The organism is Acinetobacter sp. NIPH 298 (assembly GCF_000369505.1).
GTDB lineage: Bacteria > Pseudomonadota > Gammaproteobacteria > Pseudomonadales > Moraxellaceae > Acinetobacter.
In genome coordinates this window covers 1,987,036-2,012,807 of the sequence record NZ_KB850055.1, presented here as the reverse complement: position 1 = coordinate 2,012,807, position 25,772 = coordinate 1,987,036, and the positions used below count along the sequence as shown (strand labels likewise).

The 25,772-nt window shown below is 39.4% G+C and carries 23 protein-coding genes and 1 pseudogene; 13 read left to right on the top strand and 11 right to left on the bottom strand.

From position 1 onward, the window contains the following. Positions 1-125: 125 nt before the first annotated feature. From F903_RS14260 to F903_RS14230, 7 genes are all read left to right on the top strand, one after another. Positions 126-1,547 (top strand): phosphomannomutase/phosphoglucomutase, encoded by a 1,422-nt coding sequence (locus tag F903_RS14260; RefSeq protein ID WP_005198050.1) that lies wholly within the window; start codon positions 126-128, stop codon positions 1,545-1,547. A gap of 13 nt (positions 1,548-1,560) precedes the next feature. Then, a complete protein-coding gene (gene argB / locus F903_RS14255) occupies positions 1,561-2,463 on the top strand; it encodes an acetylglutamate kinase (RefSeq protein WP_005198048.1) in 903 nt (300 codons plus the stop codon). Between the two features lie 125 nt (positions 2,464-2,588). Further along, entirely contained in the window at positions 2,589-3,365 is a 777-nt protein-coding gene (locus F903_RS14250) for a GNAT family N-acetyltransferase (RefSeq protein WP_005198046.1), read from the top strand. 100 nt (positions 3,366-3,465) lie between these two features. Continuing rightward, complete coding sequence (locus F903_RS14245; RefSeq protein WP_034595177.1) at positions 3,466-4,314, top strand: class II glutamine amidotransferase; 849 nt, start codon at positions 3,466-3,468, stop codon at positions 4,312-4,314. A 337-nt stretch (positions 4,315-4,651) separates the two neighbouring features. After that, positions 4,652-5,107: a bacteriohemerythrin gene (locus F903_RS14240; protein WP_034595086.1), complete on the top strand. Its 456-nt coding sequence runs from the start codon at positions 4,652-4,654 to the stop codon at positions 5,105-5,107. Positions 5,108-5,352: 245 nt separating this feature from the next. Beyond that, positions 5,353-6,435 (top strand): SLC5/6 family protein, encoded by a 1,083-nt coding sequence (locus F903_RS14235; protein ID WP_005198043.1) that lies wholly within the window; start codon positions 5,353-5,355, stop codon positions 6,433-6,435. Next, entirely contained in the window at positions 6,435-6,749 is a 315-nt protein-coding gene (locus F903_RS14230) for an RnfH family protein (RefSeq protein WP_005198040.1), read from the top strand. Before F903_RS14235 ends, F903_RS14230 begins: the two co-directional genes overlap by 1 nt. 62 nt (positions 6,750-6,811) lie before the next feature. Here the strand turns inward: F903_RS14230 and F903_RS14225 are convergent, their stop codons facing one another. Then, positions 6,812-7,210 (bottom strand): outer membrane protein assembly factor BamE, encoded by a 399-nt coding sequence (locus F903_RS14225; protein ID WP_004670150.1) that lies wholly within the window; start codon positions 7,208-7,210, stop codon positions 6,812-6,814. A gap of 111 nt (positions 7,211-7,321) precedes the next feature. Here F903_RS14225 and fur point away from each other — a divergent pair, with 111 nt between their 5' ends. Further along, positions 7,322-7,759 (top strand): ferric iron uptake transcriptional regulator, encoded by a 438-nt coding sequence (gene fur / locus F903_RS14220; protein WP_004670152.1) that lies wholly within the window; start codon positions 7,322-7,324, stop codon positions 7,757-7,759. A 148-nt stretch (positions 7,760-7,907) separates the two neighbouring features. Here fur and F903_RS14215 read toward each other — a convergent pair whose 3' ends face one another. After that, entirely contained in the window at positions 7,908-9,026 is a 1,119-nt protein-coding gene (locus F903_RS14215) for a PilT/PilU family type 4a pilus ATPase (RefSeq protein ID WP_005198037.1), read from the bottom strand. 27 nt (positions 9,027-9,053) lie between these two features. Continuing rightward, on the bottom strand, positions 9,054-10,091 hold the full coding sequence (locus F903_RS14210; RefSeq protein WP_004670156.1) for a type IV pilus twitching motility protein PilT: 1,038 nt from the start codon (positions 10,089-10,091) through the stop codon (positions 9,054-9,056). A 128-nt stretch (positions 10,092-10,219) separates the two neighbouring features. On the opposite strand from F903_RS14210, the gene F903_RS14205 reads away from it, so the two are divergent. Beyond that, positions 10,220-10,912, top strand: coding sequence for a YggS family pyridoxal phosphate-dependent enzyme (locus F903_RS14205; protein WP_005198034.1), 693 nt, complete (start codon positions 10,220-10,222; stop codon positions 10,910-10,912). Positions 10,913-10,924: 12 nt separating this feature from the next. Here the strand turns inward: F903_RS14205 and F903_RS14200 are convergent, their stop codons facing one another. The 4 genes from F903_RS14200 to F903_RS14185 form a co-directional block, all read right to left on the bottom strand. Beyond that, positions 10,925-11,590 (bottom strand): HAD family hydrolase, encoded by a 666-nt coding sequence (locus tag F903_RS14200; RefSeq protein WP_004670159.1) that lies wholly within the window; start codon positions 11,588-11,590, stop codon positions 10,925-10,927. Positions 11,591-11,632: 42 nt separating this feature from the next. Continuing rightward, a complete protein-coding gene (locus tag F903_RS14195) occupies positions 11,633-15,229 on the bottom strand; it encodes an AAA family ATPase (RefSeq protein ID WP_005198033.1) in 3,597 nt (1,198 codons plus the stop codon). Between the two features lie 9 nt (positions 15,230-15,238). Continuing rightward, the gene (locus F903_RS14190; RefSeq protein WP_005198030.1) at positions 15,239-16,489 is read right to left on the bottom strand and encodes an exonuclease SbcCD subunit D; all 1,251 of its coding nucleotides are present in this window, start codon (positions 16,487-16,489) and stop codon (positions 15,239-15,241) included. A gap of 167 nt (positions 16,490-16,656) precedes the next feature. After that, positions 16,657-18,696, bottom strand: a complete 2,040-nt coding sequence (locus F903_RS14185; protein WP_005198029.1) for a BCCT family transporter — start codon at positions 18,694-18,696, stop codon at positions 16,657-16,659. Between the two features lie 471 nt (positions 18,697-19,167). Here F903_RS14185 and F903_RS14180 point away from each other — a divergent pair, with 471 nt between their 5' ends. Beyond that, the gene (locus tag F903_RS14180) at positions 19,168-19,950 is read left to right on the top strand and encodes a crotonase/enoyl-CoA hydratase family protein (RefSeq protein ID WP_005198028.1); all 783 of its coding nucleotides are present in this window, start codon (positions 19,168-19,170) and stop codon (positions 19,948-19,950) included. Between the two features lie 64 nt (positions 19,951-20,014). Here the strand turns inward: F903_RS14180 and F903_RS14175 are convergent, their stop codons facing one another. Together F903_RS14175 and F903_RS14170 are read right to left on the bottom strand one after the other, a co-directional pair. Next, entirely contained in the window at positions 20,015-20,410 is a 396-nt protein-coding gene (locus F903_RS14175; protein ID WP_005198026.1) for an SMI1/KNR4 family protein, read from the bottom strand. 37 nt (positions 20,411-20,447) lie between these two features. Continuing rightward, positions 20,448-20,825 (bottom strand): annotated as a pseudogene (locus tag F903_RS14170) (VOC family protein). A 498-nt stretch (positions 20,826-21,323) separates the two neighbouring features. Here F903_RS14170 and F903_RS14165 point away from each other — a divergent pair. Continuing rightward, the gene (locus tag F903_RS14165; protein WP_034595084.1) at positions 21,324-21,770 is read left to right on the top strand and encodes an ABZJ_00895 family protein; all 447 of its coding nucleotides are present in this window, start codon (positions 21,324-21,326) and stop codon (positions 21,768-21,770) included. Positions 21,771-21,844: 74 nt separating this feature from the next. Continuing rightward, a complete protein-coding gene (locus F903_RS14160; RefSeq protein ID WP_005198021.1) occupies positions 21,845-22,753 on the top strand; it encodes a TIGR01777 family oxidoreductase in 909 nt (302 codons plus the stop codon). On the opposite strand, the gene thiO is transcribed toward F903_RS14160, so the two are convergent. Beyond that, positions 22,739-23,860 (bottom strand): glycine oxidase ThiO, encoded by a 1,122-nt coding sequence (gene thiO / locus F903_RS14155; protein ID WP_005198018.1) that lies wholly within the window; start codon positions 23,858-23,860, stop codon positions 22,739-22,741. The genes F903_RS14160 and thiO overlap by 15 nt on opposite strands. Before the next feature lie 10 nt (positions 23,861-23,870). Next, positions 23,871-24,884 (bottom strand): porphobilinogen synthase, encoded by a 1,014-nt coding sequence (gene hemB, locus F903_RS14150; RefSeq protein ID WP_004670174.1) that lies wholly within the window; start codon positions 24,882-24,884, stop codon positions 23,871-23,873. Positions 24,885-25,057: 173 nt separating this feature from the next. Here hemB and F903_RS14145 point away from each other — a divergent pair, with 173 nt between their 5' ends. Further along, the gene (locus F903_RS14145) at positions 25,058-25,555 is read left to right on the top strand and encodes a thioesterase family protein (RefSeq protein ID WP_005198016.1); all 498 of its coding nucleotides are present in this window, start codon (positions 25,058-25,060) and stop codon (positions 25,553-25,555) included. Positions 25,556-25,772 lie beyond the last annotated feature (217 nt).

Sequence of the window (25,772 nt, the reverse complement as noted above, 5' to 3'; positions counted from 1 at the left end):
TTGCTTAAATATATATTAAAAAGCAGCTGACGATTTATTTTAATTTTTATCAACAAGGGTGCGTTAATTTCTTAATAGTAATATTTTTTGAATAGTCTTTTGATTATAAAAAATAGGGGCTTACTGTGAATATAAAACATACATTTCCTCTGAATATTTTTCGTGCTTATGATATCCGGGGAAAGCTAAGTAATTTAACACCTCATGTTATTCGTTCAATTGCTTACGCTTTAGTACTACAGTATAAAAAAGCTGAACAAAACCAAATCGTAATAGGGTACGATGCGCGTTTAACCAGTCCAACTTATGCCAATATTATTCAGCAAATATTTGAACAACAGGGCTTTAAAGTCACCAACATTGGGTGTTGTTCATCACCAATGATGTATTACATTGCAAGAGATTATGGTGGTAATGGCATCATGGTCACTGCAAGTCATAACCCAAAATCGGATAATGGGATTAAGTGGATTTTGAGCGGTGAACCACCGAATCCTGAAGCGATTCAAAAAATCGGTCAATTGGCTCAAGTCTCTTTGTCTGATTTAAATCAAGCACATGATTTGGAAAATGTCTTGCATAAGATTATTCCTCAGTACTGTTTGCAGTATCAGCAATCATTGCTCAGCGATATTCACTTATCACGCCCTTTGAAAGTTGTTTTAGATGGTTTGCATGGTTCGGCTGGTCGTTGTGCAACACAGGTTTTAGAAAAGTTAGGCTGCGAGGTGATTGCTTTACGCTGTGAGGCAAATGGGGATTTTCCAGATCATGCTCCAGATCCATCGCATGCAGCACATTTAAGACAATTACAAGCCGCAATTATTTCTGAAAAAGCAGATTTAGGCATTGCTTTAGATGGAGACGGGGATCGGGTGGTTCTACTGGACGAACACGCGCATATTATTAGCCCTGATCGTTTATTGTCTTTGTTCGCACAAATGTGTTTGTTGCAACATCCACATAAAGAAATCGTATTTGATGTGAAGTGTTCTCGGATGGTTGCAGATACGGTGCAGCAACTCGATGGACAAGCGAAAATGATCCGGACAGGCAGTAGTTTCTTACGTGCTTATTTATCACAGTCGCAAGGTGAAGCCGTGTTTGGCGGGGAATATGCTGGTCATTATGTCTTTAATGATGGGCGTGGTTTTGGCTATGACGATGGTTTATACGCCGCATTGCGTGTAATGGAGTATTTTACCCAATCCAATGCAGGCAGTTTTTCTGAATTATTCGCGATTTATCCTGAACGATATTGCACCGAAGATACCTATATCAGTACCCACGAGGCGAATCCTAAACAAGTTTTAAATGATATTGAGATTTTAAGTCATCGTTTAGGTGCTCGTTTAAGTAAAATTGATGGCGTAAGACTTGATTTTGACGATGGTTTTGGCATTATTCGAGCATCCAATACGGGTGAGTATTTTACCGTTCGTTTTGATGCAGATAACCCAGATCGATTAATTGAGATTCGCCAAGAATTTGTTTCTATGTTGCAAGATCAATATCCTCTAATTGCACAAGAACTCGCACAGGCTTAATAAGGAGAGATACATGCCACCTCACGAGCATATCGGCATTGATAAAGCTAAAATTTTGATTGAAGCTTTGCCGTACATCCAACGTTTTGCAGGCAAAACTTTGGTGGTGAAATACGGTGGCAATGCGATGACTGATCCAGAGTTGGAAAGTTCATTTGCTCGTGACATCGTGTTATTAAAAACAGTGGGTTTAAATCCAATTGTGGTGCATGGTGGTGGACCTCAGGTTGATTCATTATTAAAGCGTTTAGGTCAAGAGTCTGATCGTATTGATGGTATGCGTGTCACTGATCAGGCGACGATGGAAGTTGTCGAAATGGTCTTGGGTGGTAGTGTCAATAAATCTATCGTGAACTTGATTAATCAACATGGTGGTCGTGCCATTGGTTTAACGGGTAAAGATGGAAATTTGCTTCGTGCGCGTAAATTGTTGATGGAAAAACAAGAAGCAGATGGTTCAATCTCTCAAATTGATTTGGGCATGGTTGGCGAAGTCACAGGCGTTAAAACGGATGTGCTTGAGATGTTTACCCAAGGTGATTTTATTCCCGTGATTGCCCCATTGGGTGTTGATGACGAAGGTAATACTTATAATATCAACGCGGACTTGGTGGCTGGAAAAGTGGCAGAAGCACTGGGTGCTGAGAAACTGATTTTACTCACCAATATTACTGGTGTACTCGATGAAAATAAAAACCTGTTGACAGGTTTAAGTACGCAGGAAGTTGATCGTTTAATTGAGACGGGTGTGATTTATGGCGGGATGATTCCTAAAGTTGGTTGTGCGCTTGATGCGGTCAAAGGTGGTGTAGTGAGTGCGCATATTGTTGATGGTCGTGTGCCACATGCAACCTTATTAGAAATCTTTACCGATCATGGTGTTGGTACGTTGATTACTAATCGTATGAAGCATTAAATATTCATACCAAGATGAAAGAGACCTCATATAGGTCTCTTTTTTGTCATCAGCTCTTCATGTTTTAGTCATGGCAATGTCATTTAAGCGATTTAAGGTAAGTCTAGTCATAAGGAGCTTTCATTATGCTAGAAAAATTAAACCAATATCGCCAAAATTTGACTTTACCTTTACGTCAAAAACCTTCGCAAACCCAGTTTCGTTTTGAATGGGTAGATAATTTAAAAGAATTACAACAAGTACATCGTTTTAGAGCAACGCAATTTAGCCATCAATTTGGGATGACTTTTGAAGATGGTCTCGATCAAGATATTTATGATTTTGGTTGTGAGCATGCGGTGTTACGTGAGAAATGGACAGGGGAGATTGTTGCTTATACACGGCTTAAATTGTTCCAAGGACATGAAATCGGACAAAGCTATAGTGCACAAGAGTTTGATGTGGTTCCACATTTTTCTCATTTACCAAATGTATTGGAAATTGGACGAACCTGTGTTCACCCACAATTTCGTTCAGGTAAGGCTTTATCCATGTTATGGCTGAACTTGGCTCCAAAAATACTCTGGTCAATGCGTGCTAAGTATTTGATGGGCTGTGTCAGTATTCATCTTGAAGATAATTCAGCCCGTGCTTATTACACACACCGTCAAATTCAACAACTCGCTGCACATCAGAGCATTGATATTCGTTCAAAACGTGCTTTTGAGCCTGAACGTCCTGACTATAGCTTTCCACAAGACGAACGCATGCCCAAGTTATTTCAAACGTATTTAGGAATGCAGTCGAAGTTATCCAAACAGGCATTCTATGATGAGGATTTTAAATGCTTAGACTATTTCGTATTCTTAGAAGTGAATAAAATTGCAACCTCATTTGTGATGAATAAAATGGTGCAACGTTAGGGCTTTGTCATATTTAATCTCATTCTGTGCACATATTGAGATTTACAAGGCATCTAGGGCTCATGCACAATAGGTAAAGATGTCAAAAAGTAAAAAAGATATGTGCCAACTATTAGGAATGAACTGCGCAACACCGACAGATATTACTTTTTCCTTTCGTGGTTTTTCCCAACGAGCAGGTGTGACGTCTGATCATTGCGATGGCTTTGGTATTGCTTTTTTTGAAGACAAAGCCTGCCGTTTATTTGTGGATAATCAATCCGCTGTTGAATCGCCAATTGCGGATTTGGTGCGTAACTATCCAATCAAATCACGTAATATCATCGCACATATTCGAAAAGCCACGCAAGGTAAAATTACCTTAGAAAACTCGCATCCATTTTTACGTGAGTTGTGGGGCCGACATTGGATATTTGCGCACAATGGTGATTTACACGATTTTAATCCTGTATTGAATGGGCGCTTTGAACCTGTTGGCAATACCGATAGTGAATATGCGTTTTGCTATTTATTAGATCAAATGGTTGAAGCGTTTGGCTATACAGAGCCTAGTCTTGAAGAGCTTTTTTCTCTATTAGAACGTATCGCCCCTCAAATCGCTGAACATGGCACATTTAATTTCTGCTTATCCAATGGTCAAGCATTATTTAGCTATGCCACCACCAAGCTGCATTGGCTGGTGCGTGAATATCCATTTCAACATGCACATTTAATTGATTTGGACGTAGAAGTCGATTTTAGTGAGGTAACAACAGCAGAAGATCGGGTCGCTGTGATTACCACTGAGCCTTTAACACATAATGAGGAGTGGACGGCTTTTCAAGCGGGTGAAATGATTTTATTCCAAGATGGAAAATCGATTAAACATGCATTAACGCGCGTTGAACGACTTATTCGTGAAGCAGAAAATCCATCACTAAAACGGGTCACTAAAGCCGATCAATATTAGACGCTTTGTATTATTCCCATCTCGAGAAAAATGGATTTATAAAACAAATCTATCCATTTATAAAAATGAAGTAACATCGCTCAAATGTAGGTGTTTTCTTAATTTAAAGATGTATATATCTTATATATTTCAATAAAATTAGATAGATAATTTTTCTAACTGGTTAAAAAATACTTGAGTGTTTTAGTGGGTGAAAAATTTAAAATAAATATAAAACAATAGGTTAATTTATTTATTTGAAAAATATGTAAAATCTGACAAAAATGCTTTGTTTTTATTTCCCTCCTTTATCGATATTATTCTTTTATTCAATAAATAATATTGATCTTGGGGGATTTTGGGGATGAAATGGTCTGTTGATTATAATACAGGTATTGAGGTTATTGATGATCAACATCGTCGTATTCTAGATTATATTAATGAAATAGATGAATTAAAACACAGCAATGATCGGGTAAAAATGAAAGGTGTATTGGATAATATTATTGATTATACCCAATCCCATTTCACCTTCGAAGAAAGCTTACAAGAAGAAGCGAACTATAAGTATCGTGTCCCACATAAGCGTGTACATGACTTATTTATCAAGAAGATAGAAGTTTATCGAGAGCGTTTTGAATTGGGACAGGAAATCGATAAAGAGTTACATGAAGCACTGTCTAAATGGCTGATTAATCATATTCGTCATGATGATGCTGATTATGTGGGTGCAGTCAAAGAGAATATGATAGGTATCATTAAGGAAAATGAAAAGAAAAAAGGGAAAAACTGGTTTTCTCGCTTTTTCTCATAATAACAAGATAATAAGAAAAGACCCTTTATCATAGAAAAATAAAAAGGTGAGTATCAGTGTAAATAAGGGGTCTAATGAGTAAAATAATAATTCATGCGCGGCAAATCATCTAGATGGTGGTTTGCCTTTTTCTTTCTCTATCTTTTATTTTGATTTTCAGGCTTGAGAAAGGCAAAATAGATTGAATATTTCATTGTAAGCACCATAAAGTGCAATGAGTTCAAAGATTTTTCAAGGAATGCATTATGCAGGACACAACTCTGTCACGCTGGTTGGCTCCAGTGATGGCGTTTTGCTTATCTTTTGTCATGATTACTACTTTAGCCCCTACGGTTGGCGTCCAAATTGATCGTCAATTGGATTTCTGGTTGTTATGGTTAGGCACAATGTTTTTATTGGCATTGCCCATTGCTTATCTTGAAATTGCTTTAGCAAAGCGATCACAGACAACAGCATTGCAAGCATTATCCACACTCACACGTGATGCTGATGCGTCACCAAGATGGCGTATTGTTGGCTGGTTAGCCGTTGTTTTTATCCCGTTTTTTGCGGGTAGTGTTTTAACAACAGCAAGCAGTGTGATGAGTCCACAAATTGCATTCGATCTTTCTGATCAAGTCCTTTTTGCTATTTTTGCCGTTATTGCACTCGGTTTATCCTTTATTCCACGCCAGTTTTTGCTTGCGTTGACAACCTTGGGTGTAGTTGCAGCTTTTATTCTTGCAAATGTTATGGGTACTGAGCTATCTGCATGGCATTGGACCAGTATTGAATTTAAAGAGTGGGGTAATGCCACTGTGCTTGCATTAGTCGCAAGTGGTTTAGGGCTTGGTTTATATTGGCAAAGTAGCTTATCAATGGTGAAGCAGCAGCCAGCTGCGACTACAGCTGTATTGCCGATTTGGCTTGCTCAACTTGTTGCTGTAATTGCTTTTGGTTTTTTCTCTGTTCAGGCTCAACTTCCTGCATTGGCATGGGTGTTCGCTGCGATCATGACGGCAGCATTGTTGATTCAATTGACAAGAGAACAGTTAGCACAACGTCAACTCGCTCATATCATCCAATGGGTGATTATTGTTGCTGCGATCGCAGTGTGGGCTATTCCACACGTTGAACAAGTCTTTAATACGCTGCTGATGTTATGGGGCTTGGCGATTTGCTTAATCTATGCTGTTTTTGCTGGCTGGATTATGAAGATCAGTCATTTGCGTAAAGCGATGGGCTTTAGCAATGAGTTATTTTATAACTTATGGCGTATCGCTGTACGTGTGGTCTTACCACTGTCAATCGTTGTTGCTGCCATCGCTGTGATCGGACAGAGCCTTTAATGGAACAAATCAAGCAGGTTTGGGTTGCTTTTAGCAGCCCTGAGCAACAGTTTCATATTGCGGTTGCATTTGTTGAAGGGATGACGGCATTACAAGCCATTCAGAACAGTGGTTTAGCCGATCAAGTCAATTTACCTGAACCTTTGCAACTTGGTGTCTTTGGTACAAAGATTGAAGCTGATACCGTTCTTCAAGCAGGCGATCGGGTTGAAATTTACCGTACGTTGACGATTAACCCAAACGATATTCGGCGTAAACGAGCTGCTAAAAACCCAGTAGGACGTTTCGCCAAAGGTAATCGTTTCAAACTATGAGCTTGATAAATAAAACCCCTCACGAATAATTCGATGAGGGGTTTTATTTTATAGTAAAGCGACTATAGTGGTGGTGCAGTCAAAATCGCTTCTTTTGATGCCGGTAAGCCCGGTTGTGATTCTGGAATCGTATCTAAACCTTCGATACGCTCTACATTTCCAGTTGCATCAAAGTAAATTTTTAGATGTTGGCCATGTGCTGCAGGTATTTTTGCTTTTTTTGCATAAGTGCCTGGGATATAGTTGTAGATATAGTCCCAACGTTGAGGATTCAGTGGATCTGAAACAGTCGGGCTTCCTAGCAAGAAACGGACTTGCTGGAAACTCATGCCGACTTGTACCTGAGATGCTTGTGCCTTGGTTAAGGGCGTTCCTTGTGGAATGTCGACTTTATAAACACCAAAGACAGAACAACCGCTTAGTACTGAAGTGACGAATAACGCCAGCATGATTTTTTGCATTTTGCTACACTATCCTGATAAATGATGATGCATTTGATCCGAGGATAGATCATACTGCATCTAAACTCTATTTCCTATTCCAACTTAAGATTTGTTGAGAGACCTTTTTTCATGCCTATTTCCAATCAAGACTTACGCAAAGCTGGACTTAAAGTTACCCTTCCTCGTATTAAGATTTTGGAATTATTAGAAAATTCAAAACAACATCATTTAAGCGCAGAAGATATTTATAAAACTTTGCTTGAACAAGGTGAAGATGTCGGTTTGGCGACAGTTTACCGTGTGTTAACACAATTTGAAGCTGCAGGTATCATTCAGCGTCATCATTTTGAAAATAATCATTCAGTTTTTGAAATCATGCAAGAAGATCATCATGATCATTTGGTTTGCTTAAATTGTAATAAAGTAATTGAATTTACTAATGATATTATTGAAAGAGAGCAGCATTTAGTTGCAGAAAAGCATGGTTTTGCCTTAACTGGACACTCTTTGAATCTTTATGGTTATTGCAAAGATACTGAATGCCAAGAGGCTTATCGTAAAAAATAAGTTTGATTCGGTTAAAACTGATCAGTTCACTAAAAATGAACAATTAAAAAAGGAAGGTTACAAAAACCTTCCTTTTTTAATCCCTCCCAACCTCCCTTTATCAAAGGGAGGAGTACCCCTCTTTGATAAAGAGGGGCTAGGGGAGATTTTACTGACCATCAAAGGTAATATTGCGACTCGCATTTAAGAGTTGATCAGCCCCTTCTTCTGAAAGTTTAATGGTGAGACGTAAATCATTTGGTGAGTCCGCATGTTTAAGTGCATCTTTATAAGTGATTTCACCTGATTTATAGAGGTCGAATAAGGCTTGGTCAAAGGTTTGCATGCCAAGTTCACGCGAACGTTTCATCAGATCTTTGATCTCATGAATCTCACCTTTACGGATATAATCAGCTAATAATGGTGTATTGATTAAAATTTCAATTGCTGCACGTCGTGAATTGCCATCTGGTGTTGGAATCAATTGCTGAGCAACCATTGCTTTTAAATTTAGTGACAAATCCATATACAGTTGCGTATGACGATCTGCTTCAAAAAAGTGAATAATACGATCCAGTGCTTGGTTGGCGTTGTTTGCGTGTAGGGTTGCCAATACCAAGTGACCAGTTTCTGCAAAAGCAATCGCATAGTCCATGGTCTCACGAGAACGAATCTCACCAATCAAAATAACATCAGGTGCCTGACGTAGTGTATTTTTTAAAGCAACTTCAAATGAGTCAGTATCAATACCGACTTCGCGTTGCGTGACGATACAACCTGCATGTTGATGTACAAATTCAATCGGGTCCTCGATGGTGATAATATGACCTTTGGAGTTGTGGTTACGGAAACCAATCATCGAAGCCAAAGAGGTTGATTTACCGGTTCCCGTTGCACCCACAAAGATAATAATGCCGCGCTTGGTCATGGCAAGATCTTTGAGTACGGTTGGAAGTTTCAACTCATCCATCGTTGGAATGACGGTTTCAATTCGACGTAATACCATGCCTGGCATATCACGTTGTTGAAATGCACTAACACGGAAACGTGCGGTTTTTTCACGGTTCATAATCGCAAAGTTACATTCACGTGTTTCCGCAAATTCTTTGCGTTGTTTATCACTCATAATTGAGTGCAGTAACTGACCGACGATTTCACCTGATAATTTTGTTTTGGCTACAGGGACAATCTGTCCGTTAATTTTCATCGATGGTTCTACATCATCAGTGACGAATAAGTCAGATGCATTTTGTTGAATCATCAAATTGAGCAAGTCATTAAAGTCCATGAGATTTCTCTAATCCATTTGTAATTTTTATAGGAATGATTCAGGTTGCTTGGCGGCGGTACGTGCCGTTTGAGGGCTAATCAAGCCTTTAGAAACCAGTGTTTTAAGACTTTGATCTAATGTGGTCATACCGTAGTTGGCGCCCGTCTGAATCGCAGAGTACATTTGTGCGACTTTATTTTCACGAACAAGGTTACGAATCGCAGGAATCCCGATCATGATCTCGTGTGCAGCCACACGACCACCGCCGTTCTTTTTCAACAAGGTTTGAGAAATTACCGCCTGTAATGATTCCGAGAGCATGGCACGAACCATATCTTTTTCTTCAGCAGGGAAGACATCGATCACACGGTCAATGGTTTTGGCTGCTGAAGTGGTATGCAGCGTACCAAAGACCAAGTGACCTGTTTCCGCTGCGGTTAAAGCAAGACGAATGGTTTCTAAGTCACGCATCTCACCGACTAGAATAATATCAGGGTCTTCACGCAATGCTGAGCGTAATGCTTCATTAAAGCCATGGGTGTCACGATGCACTTCACGTTGGTTGATTAGACATTTTTTAGACTGATGTACAAATTCGATTGGGTCTTCAACTGTTAAAATATGGTCATAACGATTTTCGTTGATATAGTCGATCATCGCCGCAAGGGTGGTCGATTTACCTGAACCTGTTGGTCCTGTAACCAATACAATACCACGTGGATAATCGCAGATTTGCTTGAAAATTGTGCCTAAACCCAAGTCTTCCATCGTCAAAACTTTAGATGGAATGGTACGGAAGACTGCACCAGCACCACGGTTTTGGTTAAATGCGTTCACACGGAAACGAGCAATGTTTGGGACTTCAAATGAAAAGTCGGTTTCAAGGTCTTCTTCAAAATCACGACGTTGTTTGTCATTCATGATGTCATAAACAAGACGATGGACATCTTTGTGCTCTAGCGCGGGTAGATTAATTCGGCGAACCTCACCATCTACACGAATCATCGGTGGCATGCCCGCCGAAAGGTGCAAATCCGATGCACCATTTTTTACTGAAAAGGCGAGTAATTCTGTGATATCCATAATTTCCCCGAAACAATTAAAAAAGTAATTCATTATTTTGTAGAATAATATAAGACTTTCCCCGAAGCTTACCAAGACTTCTGATTGTGGTTATGCAAAAAAAGATGTCGTGAATGAGAACTGTGTCAATGAATTTACTCCAACAGCAGCGCCAACAAGTATTAAGCCAAATCGAGCAGGCTTGTCAGCGAGTTAATCGAACGGCAGCATCTGTACAATTATTGGCTGTCTCCAAAACGCATCCGACTAGCAGTCTCCAAGAAATGTATGCGGCTGGACAACGTTGTTTTGGCGAAAATTATTTGCAGGAAGCTTTAGAAAAAATAGATAACCTCCAAGATTTAGATATCGAATGGCATTTTATCGGCCATGTACAACGCAATAAAACCAAACATTTAGCGGAAAAGTTTGATTGGGTGCATGGTGTCGATCGTCTCATTATTGCTGAGCGGTTGTCTAATCAGCGTTTAGACGGTCAGCAAGCTTTGAATATTTGTCTTCAAGTGAATATTGATGCACAAGACTCTAAAGATGGTTGTCAGCCTGATGAGGTTGCCGAATTAGTTCAACAGATCAGCCAACTGCCTAATCTGCGCTTACGTGGTTTGATGGTGATTCCTGCACCTGAGAATAGTGCTGCATTTGCTGATGCTAAAACTTTATTTGAGCAAGTAAAGTCTCAGCATGCACAGCCTCAAGACTGGGATACTTTAAGTATGGGCATGTCGGCAGATTTGGATGCCGCAATTGCAGCAGGTTCAACGATGGTCAGAGTTGGGACGGCGTTGTTTGGGTTGAGGGATTATTCAAGTAAGAGTTGAGCATAACCTAAATTATAAATGCTTTAAAATCTCGCTGAATTTTTCATAATTATGTAAGTTAGCATCGGCAATCAATGATTCAACTTGCGGATCAGGGTGAAAGAAGATGGTTCTCATACCAACTTTTTTTGCACCTTGTATATCCGCTATTTCATTATCTCCAACGAAGATACAATCTTGTGGAGGCACGCCAAGTTGTGTACATGACAATAGAAAAATTTTAGGATCAGGTTTTCGAAGTCCTACAGCCTCAGAAACAAGAATACTTGAAAAGAATTCAGATAAGCCTAATGCATAAAAATTATGTTCTTGAAAAGGTGTTCTGCCATTCGATATTAAACCAATTAAATAACCATGTTGCTTCAACTGATTAATCGTAATTTCTACGTTTTCATAGCAGCATGAAAATTTATTAAAATCATTGATATAACTTTCTAGTAGCTGATCTTTAGAAATATGTTTGATCATAAATTCTTGAGTTAATTTTTCATAAACAAGATCTTTCCAAACTTTGCCATTATCGTCTAATTCTAGAAAGCGTTTGATAAATTGCTCTCTAACTTTATTGGGAATTAATCGAAAGTAATTCGTTTGCCAAGTTAGGAATCTGATGAGAGAAGTTGTCCGATCAAGCAGAGTCTGATCAAGGTCAAAAATAATAGCTTTGTTCTGTTTCATTTCAATAGAACCGTTGTGACTATTTATTCACTATAAAGTGAGTTAACCAATAATTTCAATCCGACTCGAACCTGACCCAATTGGTTGTACCTGAATCTGTACAGGAATGCGTTCATGCATTTCCTGAATGTGTGAAATTAAAATGACTTTACGTCCTTGGCTTTGCAACTGATCGAGTGCATTCATGACCATATGCAAAGAAGATGCATCCAATGTGCCAAAGCCCTCATCAATAAACAGAGACTCGATTTTCATCGAACCAGAAGCCATATTGGCAATTGCCAATGAAATCGCAAGGGCAGTGAGGAATGATTCTCCACCAGATAAAGAAGCAACAGAGCGGGTTTCGCCGTCCATATCATGATCAATAATGGCAAGACTCAGCGAATTATCCAAACGTTTTAAAGTATAGCGCTGAGATAGCATCGCCAGTTGTTGATTGGCATATTCAAGTAAAATGTCGAGATTGTATTGCTGTGCTAAATCACGGAAATCTTTGCCTTTTGAATCGCCAATTAAACTGGAAATCTTATTCCAGCGATGTTCTTGCTGCTGTATTTGTTGAATTTGATCTGCAAACTGTTTTTGTTTGGCGAGGTTTTGTTGATGTACCTCAAGCTGTACTTTAAGTTGATCTCGTTGTTCTACACATTGCTGTACATTTTCTTGATTGCAACGGATCAATTCAGTGAGCTGTTCAGCTTGAATATTCGGTTGTTGCTGTAGATGGGCATGCCGTTGCTCTTGGATTGTTTTAAGGGCGTAGTCTGCTTCACTCAGGAGACGATCTGCATGTTGTAGGGCTAAACGAATCTGCTGTTCTTGAGTTGATGAAATCGCAAGTAATTCACTCAGCTGGCTTTCAGTAAAATGTTGGTGTTGAGACAACCATGTTGCTACTTCGGCTTTACATTGCTCAAGCGAATGATGATTCTGCTGCTGTTGCGCTTTAAGTTGTTCTAATTCATTTTTTTGTTGTTCAAAATTTTGACGCGCTTGCTCAAAACGCTGCTTGATTTGCTGATATTGATGCTGTAATTGCTGACGTTGTTGATCATGTTGAGTTAACCATTCATTGGCTATGAATTCAGTTGAACCCGTCATGATAACGATCAGTTGATTGGCTGCTTCAGTATTTTGTTTACCTTTGGCTTCGATATCTTTTAATTGTTGTTTTAAATCGGTGTGTTGTGCGGTTAATCCAACCAAATTCGATTTTAATAAGCTCAATTGTTGATCTGCATGCTCCATTTGCTTGATGAGACTTTCTGCGTGATCAAGTTGCTGATTACGCTGCTGCAAACACTGCAAAATTTGCTGTGAAAATGACAAGGTTTGCGCAGACCATGATATTTTCTCATCAGGATTCAGGCAGTCAACGATATGCTGAATGTGTTGTTGTAACTGTTGTACTGTTTCAAGTTGATGACGTGTATTTTGAATGATCTGCGTTAGGTTGTATTGATCTTTATGGGCTTGGCTGAGTCGTTGTAGATCTATTTCAATCTGTTGTTTAGATTGCGTTGATTGGGTGACTAAAAGTTGCAGCGATGCTGTGATTTCATGCTGAGCCAAATTGAAATCCAGTTGAATTTCGGATTGCACTATAAGCTGCTGTAATTGATGATCCTGAATTTTTAATTTTTCACTGATCTGTTGCAAGCCATGTTGCAATTGGCTTTGTTCCGTGTGGCTCTGTGTGAATTGTTGCTGTGTCTGTTGCCAAAGTTGTAAACACTGTTGTTCCTGCTGAATCGCTTGCTGTTCTTGTTGTTGCTGTAAGGCATATAAGGCTTTAGAGATTTGGCTCTCGTCATCACGGTAGGGGTGTTCGGTACTACCGCAAACTACACAGGCTTCACCTTGTTTCAGTTGAGCGCGTAAATGTTCAATATTTTCTGCATGTAATAAACGTTGTTGCTGCAAGATATCTTGTAATTTTTCACGTTCATTTTTTGCAGATTGATAATCTTGCTCAGTTTTTTTCTTATTCTGTTCAAGCTGTTGAGATTGCTGCTGTACAGTCTCGAATTTGCTTTGCAAAGACAAGACTTCATTTTTTAATTCAAAATAGTGCTGAAGTTTTTGCTGAATAATATCGAGTTGATTTAGTCGATTCTGTTGCTGTTCTCTTAATTTCTGTTTTTGCTCAATTTGAATCTCGATCTGCTGCGCTGTTCCAAATTGTTGAACTAAACCATTTAGCCTTATTTGATCTTGCTCAAGTTTGGCTTGGGCGTGTTGAATAGAACCTACAGTGTTTTCGACTTTCTGATATTGCTGAATAAATTGTTTGAGTTGTTGGATATGCGCATTTAAACCTTTATCTAAAGGCGAGAATTGAGTGCTTTGTTGTTGCTGCTCGCTGCAAATTTTTTGTTGTTCAGTTAGGGTTTGAATGTTTTGCTCAAACTGTTGCTGCTGAGTCAGTAAAGGTTGTTGTTGGTTTTCAATTTGGCTGAATCTGCTTTTGGTCTTTTTATATTCTTCGCCGATGTATTCACGTTCTTGTATATATTTTCGGACTTGGGTCAGTTCATTTTGATAGGTTTGTTCAAAGGATTGGAACTGCTGTAGTGCTGATTCTGCTTGGGAATACAGCGTTTTTTCTTGCTCGAATTGAGTCGATAAAGTCGCGAAGCTATTTTGTTTTTGCTGAATTTGAGGTTCGAGTTGTTGTTGTGTTTTTTGAAGTTGTTGTTGCTGGAAAATAACTGGTCGTATGTCTGAGAAGGTCTCTAGTTGTACGAGCAATTGACGATCTGCTGCTAAGCTATCATGGGCCTTGAGTTGAGTGGCGTGGTATTGCTGTTTTAAGACAATTTCACTTTCCAGCTTATGTTTTTGTTCAAACCACTGCTGTTGTTGTTTAAGTTGATTTTTTTCATTTTCAAATTGTTGAACTTGTTGTTGTAGCTGTTGAAATTTGTTTTTTAGCTCAGCAATTTCTTCATCCGAACGGATTTCAATATGACCTAACACATTTTCCAGTTGTTTACGTTGATTCGTTATTTCACGCGTCTTTTCAAACGCCAATTGACCAATCTTCGCAAAGATACTGGAATTGGTCAGATATTCTAATAATTCACCACGTTCATTATCACGGGCTTTTAGAAAGGCAGTCACTTCGGACTGTGCCAGCAAAACTGCACGTGTAAATTGCTCAAAACTGAGTTGCGTGATTTGTTGAATATGATTTTCTACGGCTTTGGTTTTATCAGCAATGACCACACCATCGGTTAAGCATTTCAGCGAGCGCTGTACGCTTTGTAATTTACCATTGGCATTTTCACGCGCGCGTTTAATTTCCCAACGGGCTAAATAATGTTTTTGATCTTGCGCCACAAAACACAGTTCAGCAAATCCATGACCAGTACCACGCCGTAACACTGTGAGAGGAGAGTTAGTGAGTAACTCTGAACCGTCTACATCTAAGAGTTTGCCATCACTGTCTTTAAGTCTTGGAATTTTATTAAATAGCGCAAGACACATGGCATCTAAAATAGTGGATTTACCTGCGCCAGTTTTGCCAATAATCGCAATCAGTCCAGCATTGGCTAAAGGCTCAGTTTCAAAATCAATAAAATGTTCACCTGCTAGAGATGCCAAATTTTTAAGTCGAATCGATAAAATTTTCATGGCAGCTCTTTAGTTACAGTGATCATCTTCAAGTTGTTTTTGTGCTTCGGCAACCAAACTTAGGAAGTCTTTGCTGACGTCATCATCAACGCTATAACCTTTTTTTTGCCAAATTTGCTGAAATAGTTTTTCAGGTGTAGGTGGTTCAAGGCTAATACTTTGCTTCATCTCAGCATTATTTTCATTGGATAAGTATTGTCTTGAAATCCGCACTAAACGATAGCGATCTTTGGGTAAGGCATCTTCAAATTGTTGTCTTAAATTTGGCTGTGGAGGGGTCGCCGTGTGATATTCAATATCGACATATTCACGGTGGTTGAGATTTTCGATGATGTCATTGGGCAGATTTTTTAGACGTTGCATCACCTCATTCAGTTCGCCTTTTATTTTGTGTAATTGAATAGAGCGAGGAATTGCGATGGCTTCAAATTCAAATTTATTTTGGTCTTTTTCTGGATCAATGGTGACCTCAACCACTTGGTGTTTATAGTTGATTTCACTAAATGACAGTGGAATCGGTGAGCCACTATAACGGATATGCGAATGTTGTACTTTTTGTGGTTTATGCAGATGACCTAAAGCCACATAATCAATCACATCATCAAATAGCGTGGTGGAAAGTGCTTCTTCATTGCCAATGATAATTGGTCGTTCTGAATCTGAAGTTTCGCCGCCTTGCATATGTGCATGGGACATCAGGATGAGGGCTTGATCATCGGTTTTTCTGTGTTTTGCCTCAGCGATCAATTGTTGATGTAAATAGGCAATCGCACTTTGGCTCTCCGTGGTATGTTCATTAAAACCTGTAATTTCGGCTGATCGTAAAAATGGCAGGGCAATGCACCATGCCACAATCTGTTTCTGTTCATCATAGATCGGTAAGATTAAACGTTCTAGATCAAGTGTTCGGTCATCATTCCAACGAATCACACCGACTGTTTTGGCATTGTATTTTTCTAAAAGAGGCTCTACTTGTTCGATGCGATAACCTGAATCGTGATTACCTGCGATCATCAAGGTTTGCATGTGTGGAGCAATGTCATGAGCATCGGCTAGGAATTGATAGAGTTGTTTTTGTGCTTGTGAGCTTGGATTGATCACATCAAAAATGTCACCTGCGATCAGCAAAGCATGTGGTTGTTTTACCTTGATTTGTTCGAGTAACCATGTCAAAAACTGTTCATGTTCGTAATGGCGGGAATGGTTATAAAAAAACTGCCCCAAATGCCAATCGGAAGTATGAAAAAAACGCACAGTCATGAAATGGAAAGTCCCAGTTTTGAATAGGAATAAGGTAGCATAATTTACAGCTAGAAAATGGAATGGCGTTATTTGAATGCAACAAGTACGCTTAAATTGATTGAAGATCGTTCAGCAAAGCATCGAAATGCTTTGCTGAACTTATAATCTCGCTATAGCGTTATGAATTAATGATGAAAGTCATTCTCCATTTTCCATGGTAATGTTTTAGGCGAAATATGTAAGAAGTGAAGGTATTTTTCAAACTGATTTAAAATATCATTGATGAGTGAGCTTTGATCGAAGCCGTATACATCATAAGCTCGACCTCCACGAAGTAAGAAAACTTCTGCTCTATAATATTTTTCTTGGTCAGCATATTCCTTACGCTTCAGCTCTTTCATATAGCTTGGTGTGCTGTATTCACACATTCGTATTTCGTAGATAAACTCAACATTATTGGGTTCTGATAATTTAAGCTGTACCCGAGCATTTACCTCATCATAGGTCACTTCAAATGGCCAATCTTTTTCTTGGAAGCCTTGTTTCACTGCCTCGATACTTTGATACGCGGTAGATGCAATAAACTCTCTGACTTGTTCTTGGGTTGGAAAGGCCACTAAATAGTTGAGACGCCTTTGTATTAAAGTTTCAGTATCATCATTTTTTTGTGCGTTATGCTGTGAAGGTTGATGATGGGTCAAACTGGTATTTCGATGTTGTTCGATCGCCAGTGCTTTGCACAACCCGATGATGGCGATTAACATAATAATGGTAAAAGGTAATGCACTCACGATCGATGCAGTTTGTAGGGCTGAAAGTCCACCTGCAAGTAATAAGCCTGAAGCAATGAGACCTTGTGTTGTGGTCCAAAATACACGTTGCCATATCGGGGTATCGGTTACGCCACCTGAGGTCAATGAGTCAATAACCAATGCTCCAGAGTCCGCAGAGGTAACGAAAAAAGTAATAATGAGGATTACACTCAAAACGGACAACAATGAGGTGAGTGGTAAGTGCTCATATAACTTAAACAATGCAATGGCTTTGTCTTGCTGCACATCTTGAACGAGAGATTGGTAACCTTCGACTAAAATTAAATGTAGTGCTGTATCCCCGAACACAGAGAACCATAAAAAAGTAAAAATGGTCGGAATGAGCATGATACCCACGATGAACTGTCGAATGGTTCGCCCGCGACTAATTTTCGCAATAAAGATCCCCACAAATGGTGCCCAAGAAATCGTCCACCCAAAGATGAATAAAGTCCAGTTACCAATCCAGTCATTTGCAGTATAGGCTTGTAAACTAAAAGTTCTCTCGACGAGGTTGCTGAGATAACTTCCTGTATTTTCTACAAAGGTTTGTAAAATAAATAAGGTTGGTCCGACGATAAACACAAAAAGCATCAGTGCAACTGCGAGCCCAATATTGATGACCGATAGTCGTTTAATACCTTTATCCATGCCTGCGACGACTGAAAATGTGGCTAGTAAGGTAATAATTAAAATGGTCGCAATTTGTACAGGGATACTGATAGGAATAGAGGGGAATAAGTAATTTACACCTGTATTGATCTGAGTGACAGATAACCCTAGCGTGGTTGCAATACCAAATAAAGTCCCTAAAACTGCAAAGGTATCAACAGTATGTCCCATCCAGCCATTTATTCTATTTCCAATAAATGGGAACAGTGTGGAGCGCATGGCAAGTGGTAGCCCATGTCGAAAAGTAAAATAAGCGAGTGACAATCCGACCACACCATAGATAGCCCAGATATGAAATCCCCAGTGGAAATATGAAATCTGCATCGCTTGTTTTGCAGCTTCAATCGTTCCTGGAGCGCCTTGAGGCGGGGCACTAAAATGTAAAACGGGCTCTGCAACGCCAAAAAAGAGCAATGCGATGCCGTAACCAGCTGAAAAGAGCATGGCAAACCACGACAAGAAACTATACTCAGGTTCAGCATGATCTGGGCCTAACTTGATATTTCCCCAGTTACTCATCGCAATCCCGACAATAAAAATGAGAAATGTGGCGACTGCGAGCATGTAAAACCAACCAAAGGTGTTGGTCACATAATTGAGAACTTGAGAGAAAAACTGCCCTGCTAATTCTGGATTGCTGATGGTGCCGAGAAGAACCAACACAATGACGATGATGGTTGGGATAAATACAGGAAATAAAATTGCGGTTCTAAAAAAACCTTTCGTTTCAGTAAATGTCATATAAAACCTTGCTAATTCGATATTTTTCTTTAATTTCTAAGTCGATCGAGGGTTTATATAACATCATTGATAAATGATATTTCGTTTGAATCGGTATGAATAGGAATGTGCTTGGGTCGACATAATTTTGTTCATATTGAACATACTATCGTCAAAAACCAGATAGTACAAATCAACAAAAAATACAAAACACGAAGCCAAAAGAATTTTTATAGTGGTTTCGTGCTTATGAACTGGGATGGATCACTTTAAAAATATCATCTGCAATCACTAAATATTGAAGAAAAAATACTGTACAAGATGATCATTGATTGTCTTTAAACGATCCTCTAGTTTGATATTTAAATGATGATTCGACGCTTTAATTATTTACACCTTCTTTGTATTTCTCTGATCGGAGAATGAGGAACGATTGAAGTTCCGCAAGGGCATGTATGAAAGAAGTCTATTTAAAAAAAGAGGAAATAGAAAATGAGCTTAGGTAAAGTAAGCCGCGAAATAATTGATCATATCATGTTGATTGGGTTAGACCGAGTCCCCAAACGCAATGCTTTTGATAGCCATATGATTTCAGCTTTGTCCCAAGCTTTGACGGAATATGAAGATGATCCTGAATTGCGTTGCGCCGTGATTTTTGCTCATGGTGATCATTTCACAGCGGGCTTAGACCTTGTTGAGCTACAGTCAAAAATTTCAGAGGGAATTTTTAATTTTCAGGAAGGTCAAATTAATCCTTGGGGCGTTGGCGGTCGGCACAGAACTAAACCTGTAGTGGTTGCTGTACAAGGAATCTGCTATACCGCAGGGGTAGAATTGATGCTCAATGCTGATGTGGTGATTGCCAGTGATGATACCGTGTTTGGTCAGCTCGAAGTACAGCGAGGTATCATGCCTTTTGGTGGGGCAACGGTACGCTTTGTGCAGGCCGCAGGCTGGCAAAAAGCCATGCCATATTTATTAACAGGTAAAACGTTTGATAGTCAGACAGCAAATGAATTGAATCTTGTTTCTGAGGTCGTTGAACAAGGTAAACAACTTGATCGTGCCATAGAAATTGCTCAAGAAATCTGTATTGCTGCGCCTCTTGCTGTACAAGCTTTACTGGCTTCGGCAACGGATGCTGTGACGCTAGGGCAAACTGTTGCATTTCAGAAAATGGATAATTACCTTAAACCATTATTTGAATCTGAGGATGCTCAAGAGGGTATACGTGCCATGCTAGAAAAGCGTCCGCCGCAGTTTAAGGGGCAATAAGTCTCGAGGTGTTATCTATCAATCAAAAGAATATCTTTTAAGTTGATTCAAGTTTAAAATTTGATTAGTACAATTGCTTAAAATCTGAAGCAACTTGCTGTATTTCATTAGTACCATGAAACCAAATGTAGACAGCATCTGAAAGTGTTTGTGGTGTGTGATCATAGGGAAGAAAAATTAAATAATCTCCGCACCCATTACGAGCGATAGCAATGGCAAGTTCAGGAAAACCGACCCACTGTCTCGCAAGTTTTGTTTCATGCAAAAGATGATTACAAGTACGGATTTTTCGTTTTTGATTGGATTGATCAAAAAATGGGAAAATTTGCCAGTAATCTTCTGCGATAAAAACATCACCACCATTTTCCTCAAGCATCTTATTTTTAAATGATTGGGGGAAAACGAGATTCAGCTCTTTTTCCGTAGCTAAAATATATTCTTCCTCTATGGGAAAAGGCATAGTTAAATCTCAATAAGATTGAATTCAATGGTCTATTTTATATAGCTTTTTCATCCATTTCACAAATCCCAAAAACATTATTATCTAAATCGAGGAAATAGCCCTGCCAGCAACGATTTGGAATGGCAAATTTATCCATTGCCACAATACCTCCTAGGCTTAAAATTTTAGCGGCTGTTTCATCGAAGTTTGCAACTTCTATGGTGCAGGTATAGGCATTGGTACCACACTCAGTCGGTGGGGTTGCAACAGGGCGCTGTAATAAACCACCGTGAATGCCGTCAGTTTCTATGCGATAGTATTCAATTGGCAAATCCTCTACTTTTTCAAACTTCCAGCCAAAAGCCGACGCATAAAAAGTGGTATCACGTTACGGGTTTGAAGATTGGATTTCAAAATAAATAATAGCGTTCATCCATTTATTCCTTTGTCTTTATTGTCTTTGAATTATTCTAAATAGATTGGGTGATCTGGACATAAAGATTTATGTAAGTATGCTTTATTGGAATACATCCCTTGACTGGAAATACAAATTTTATTCGTTTAATCATTTTGAGATAAACGTATTGAAAATGAATGTAATTAAATTAGCGAATACACCATGACTTGTAGAGCAGGCGGCATTTAAAACACAAGTTTTAGGCAAATAAAAACCGACGATTCGAGTGATGGTAAATCGTCGGTCAAATCTTCATCATAAGTTTTGGCTGCTAACAAAACCAATTCCGAAGAGGAAAAGTCATAATGAAAGGTCACCGAAAACGTTGCGGATGCCGTGCAATGTAGCTTCGGTTGCTGCGACCTTGTACTCTATATAACGAGACTAGATGTAGATTGGTTGACATAAAAATGAAAAAAAAGTGAAAAAAATCTATAATCATTGATCAAGGTCGATCTAATTGGGTATATGTTTATGATTTCATTGCGTTTGTATTATTTATGGTTTTTTATCATTTGTCTCATTTCGACTTTGTTGGCTGGTGTACTGGCTGCGATTTTACCAAATAGTATCGGCGGTATCCTCACCGCACTGCCTTATCTGATTGCGATCATCTTTGTATTATTCAAATTTTTAAAACAACAACAACGTGCACCAAGCGTCCAAGAGAAAAAACGTTTAACACTCGCATTTACCCTAATTTTTTGGGGATATAATGTATTGGGCTTATTGTTGGGGCTATTTATCTTTGCTCGTAAAGATCCTGAAGTTTGGCAGAACTTCCTCTTATATTTACAACAACCTAAATTCTTGCTGACTGTACTCGCGATGTGGTTGATGCTGGCGATTCCATTATTCTTAATTACTTATTGGTTTTATGGCAAGCAGGCACAGCGAATGGCGCATAAGATGTTTGGATAGTTTCAAAGTCATCTTGTAATTCATTTTTATTCTGTTATAGCTACTTATACATATCATTTTTGATAGGTAGCATCATGCAAAAATTGACTGTACTGGTAACTGGTGCGAGTGGTTTCATCGGCTCTCATCTTTTACCGTTTCTGTTAGAACAACAATATCAAGTTATTGCCTTAACTCGACAAAAACAAAACGCATCTCAACATCCGCATTTAACTTGGGTGAATGATTTAGAGCAGATCCAGTGCGTTGAAATAGACTATGTGATTAATCTCGCTGGTGAAAGTATTGGGCAGAAACGCTGGAGCGAACAACGAAAAAGGCAACTCATAGAAAGCCGAGTCAGTACGACAGAAAAGCTCTATGAATGGTTAGAGCGTAAACAGATTTATCCTAAATGTATTATTTCAGGTTCAGCGATTGGTTATTACGGGATTGATCCGACTGAACAATGGGCGACAGTGTGCGATGAAAATTCGCCTCCACACGATATTTTTATGTCAGAACTATGCCAAGCCTGGGAACAGGCCGCATTAAAATTTTCTAATCAAAATACCAAGATCATTCGTTTAGGTGTGGTTTTTGCGGGTGATGGTGGGATCTTACCGCAGATGCTTTTGCCTATTAAATTGAATATGGTCAGTAAAATTGGTACAGGATTACAACCCGTAGTATGGATTCATATTCAGGATGTGCTGCGCGCCATGTTGTTTTTATTGACCTTGGAAAGCTCGCAAAAGGTTTATAATCTTGTTGCTCCTGAACAATCCAATCAACAGCGATTTGCCCGTATTGCAGCCAACGTTTTAAAGCGTAAACCATTTATGCGGATGCCAAAATGTATCTTTGAATGGAGCTTAGGTGAACAGTCGCAATTGATTTTAAATGGGCAATATGTACAACCAAGTGCGTTATTAGCGCATGGGTTTGAATTTAGTTATCCTGATCTTGAGTCTGCATTACAACAAATTCTAAGGCGTGACTAAGGCCAAGCGCTGCAATCGTTGAGGTGAATAAGCTGTTGGATTGACAAAAGTTTCTTGTCCTAATATCAACTGGCGTAGAAGTTGAGCCGATCCAGCACCCATACATAGCCCATTACGGAAATGTCCAAAGTTTGCCCATAGATTTTCTATTTCAGGCATTGCACCAATATAAGGAATACCGTGTGGCGAACTAGGGCGTAAGCCTGCCCAACGTTTCACAATCGGGAACTGTTCCAACTCAGGAATCATCTCCAAACAAGCCGTTAAAATGTTGTGCTGGGTTTGTTGATCAACGGTAGTGCTAAATCCACACTCCGACATACTCGAACCACAAACGATATGACCATCTTGACGTGGAATCAGATACATCACACGATTCATACACATGGTGGGGAGCCAGTTCTCAGGGGTTTTAAACAGTAGCATCTGACCTTGAACGGGATGAACAGGAATGTTTCGTTGTATTTGTTCAACCCAGTGTTGACTCCATGCACCAGACGCGAGTACCACTTGATCGGCAAAATATTGTTGCCCATCTTCCGCCTGTAAGCCATGCACTTTTTTATTTTTAATAATGAGTTTTTCAATCGGGCAGTATTCAAAAAAACGGACTGAAGGGTGTTGTTTTAAATAGCTGATCAGTGATTGGAGTAAACGAGGATTGCGGACATTTGAAAGCTCTGGGAAATAGATTGCTTGTTCGAAGTCCGCAGAGATATGCTGATTTACCTGTTGGATGTCATCGCCTGTTAAGTATTCACAACGTTGCATCGGCTCATGATATTTTTCAGCATATTCCAAGCCTACTTGGAAGTCACCCTTATCAAAAATCAGCATACCTGTATCGTGAATTTGAAAATCAATGCCTGTGATAGGGTATAGTTTTTCATTCCACCTTTGATATAGGGATTTGCCATATTTGGCGAGTTGATTCACTTCAGGCGCATATCGCCAAGGGTACATCGGGGAGAGGATACCGCCACCCGCCCACGAAGCGGCTTGACCAGCTTGTTGTTGATCAAAAATATCGACTGAGCAGCCTTGTTCAGCAAGCTCAAGTGCAGTCATTAAGCCGCTAATCCCTGCACCAATGATGGCAATATGCATAAGTGGAGTTCTATTTCATCTCTTTCAGTTTACGCGCTGCTTCTTCTGCAAAATAAGTCCAGATACCATCTGCACCTGCACGACGACAGCACATCAATGATTCTAAAATCACACTGTCAGATAACCAACCATTTTGAATCGCGCCTGCAAGCATGGCGTATTCACCACTGACCTGATAGATGAAGGTCGGTACGCCAAAGGTGTCTTTTACCTCACGGACGATGTCGAGATAAGGCATACCCGGTTTGACTATCACCATGTCAGCGCCTTCTTGAAGATCCAATGCGATTTCATGCAACGCTTCGGCACGGTTGCCGATATCCATTTGGTAATTATATTTATTGCCGCCTTTTAAGTTGCTTGCTGAGCCAACTGCATCACGGAATGGACCATAGAAGCTAGATGCGTATTTCGCTGAATAAGCCATGATGTTGGTATAAATAAAACCATTTTGTTCAAGCGCTTGTCGAATCGCACCAATACGACCATCCATCATGTCACTTGGTGCAACTACATCAGCACCCGCCGCCGCATGGCTCAAGGCTTGTTTAACCAAGCATTCAACTGTTTCATCATTCAAGACATAACCTGTCTCATCAATAATTCCGTCTTGACCATGCGTGGTATATGGATCAAGTGCGCCGTCTGTAATTAACACCATTTCAGGTAATTCTTTTTTTAATAAACGGCAGGTGGTTTGTACTAAACCATTTTCATCCCAAGCCGCTTCTGCTGTTAAACTTTTATCTTGTTGTGGGGTAACTGGAAATAATGCAAGTTTTGATACACCCAGTTCCAACAAGCTTTCAGCTTTTTTGAGTAATAAATCAGCAGATAAGCGTTGCACATTTGGCATGCTTGGAATATCTTGCGTTTGTTGCTGTCCAGGTAATACAAATACTGGATAAATCAAATGATTAGCTGTGAGTTGTGTTTCACTGACCATAGCACGAAGTTGGTCGTTTTTACGGATACGGCGCATGCGAGTCGCAGGAAAAGCAGGACGATTGAACGTATAAGTCATAACAATCTCGATGTTCAGTATTACACTATAGGAGTAATTGAATCTTTTTAAGTCACGCTAGGGGAGAACTTAGCGGCTTAGGTCAATTAAATATCCTCGCTATTGTAGCCCCATAATTTTAGATTTGTACAAAATAATGGGATGTTTATCGTTCCTTTGGATTTAGACAGCGTATGAATGATGTAAAGAAAAACTGGACAGGTAATATTCAGTTAGGTGCTAAAGCCGATCATGGCGTGGTATTAAAACAGCTTTGTAAAGCATTTAATTCTTCACCATTTTTTAAGCACTGTGGCATGGTCATGCGAGTGGTGGATGATCAAATCGAGGGTTATATCGACATGCAATCTGAACTGATTGGTAATGTCGCTTTCCAAATTTTGCATGGTGGTGTTGCTGCAACAATGCTGGATAGTATTGGTGGCGTGGTGGCGATGGAACAACTTTATCGTCGTGCAAACCCTGAAGATTTACCAGATACCATTAAAAAAGTCTCTCGCTTAGCGACGGTCGATATGCGTGTTGATTATTTAGCACCGGGTCGAGGTAAGTTCTTCATCGCACGTGCAGAAACATTACGTTTAGGGCGCAAGGGTTGTACCATGCGTATGACCATGGTCAATGATGAAGATAAGCCGATTGCAACCGCAATTGCATCTTATGCATTTTAGTCATCTCCTGAATACTAAAGCGTCTTTGGACGCTTTTTTTATTTTTATAATCCATATCAAAAAATAATCATAAACATAAGCCTGATGAATCTTGTTTTTTAGGTATAGCGATTCGGATGGTCAGAATAATTATAGCCCTTTGTTTGTTTTTAGCTTTTAAATTTTAATATTCCGTTAAGTATTCAAAATTAAGCTGGTCGGCTGATTAAACCAAAAG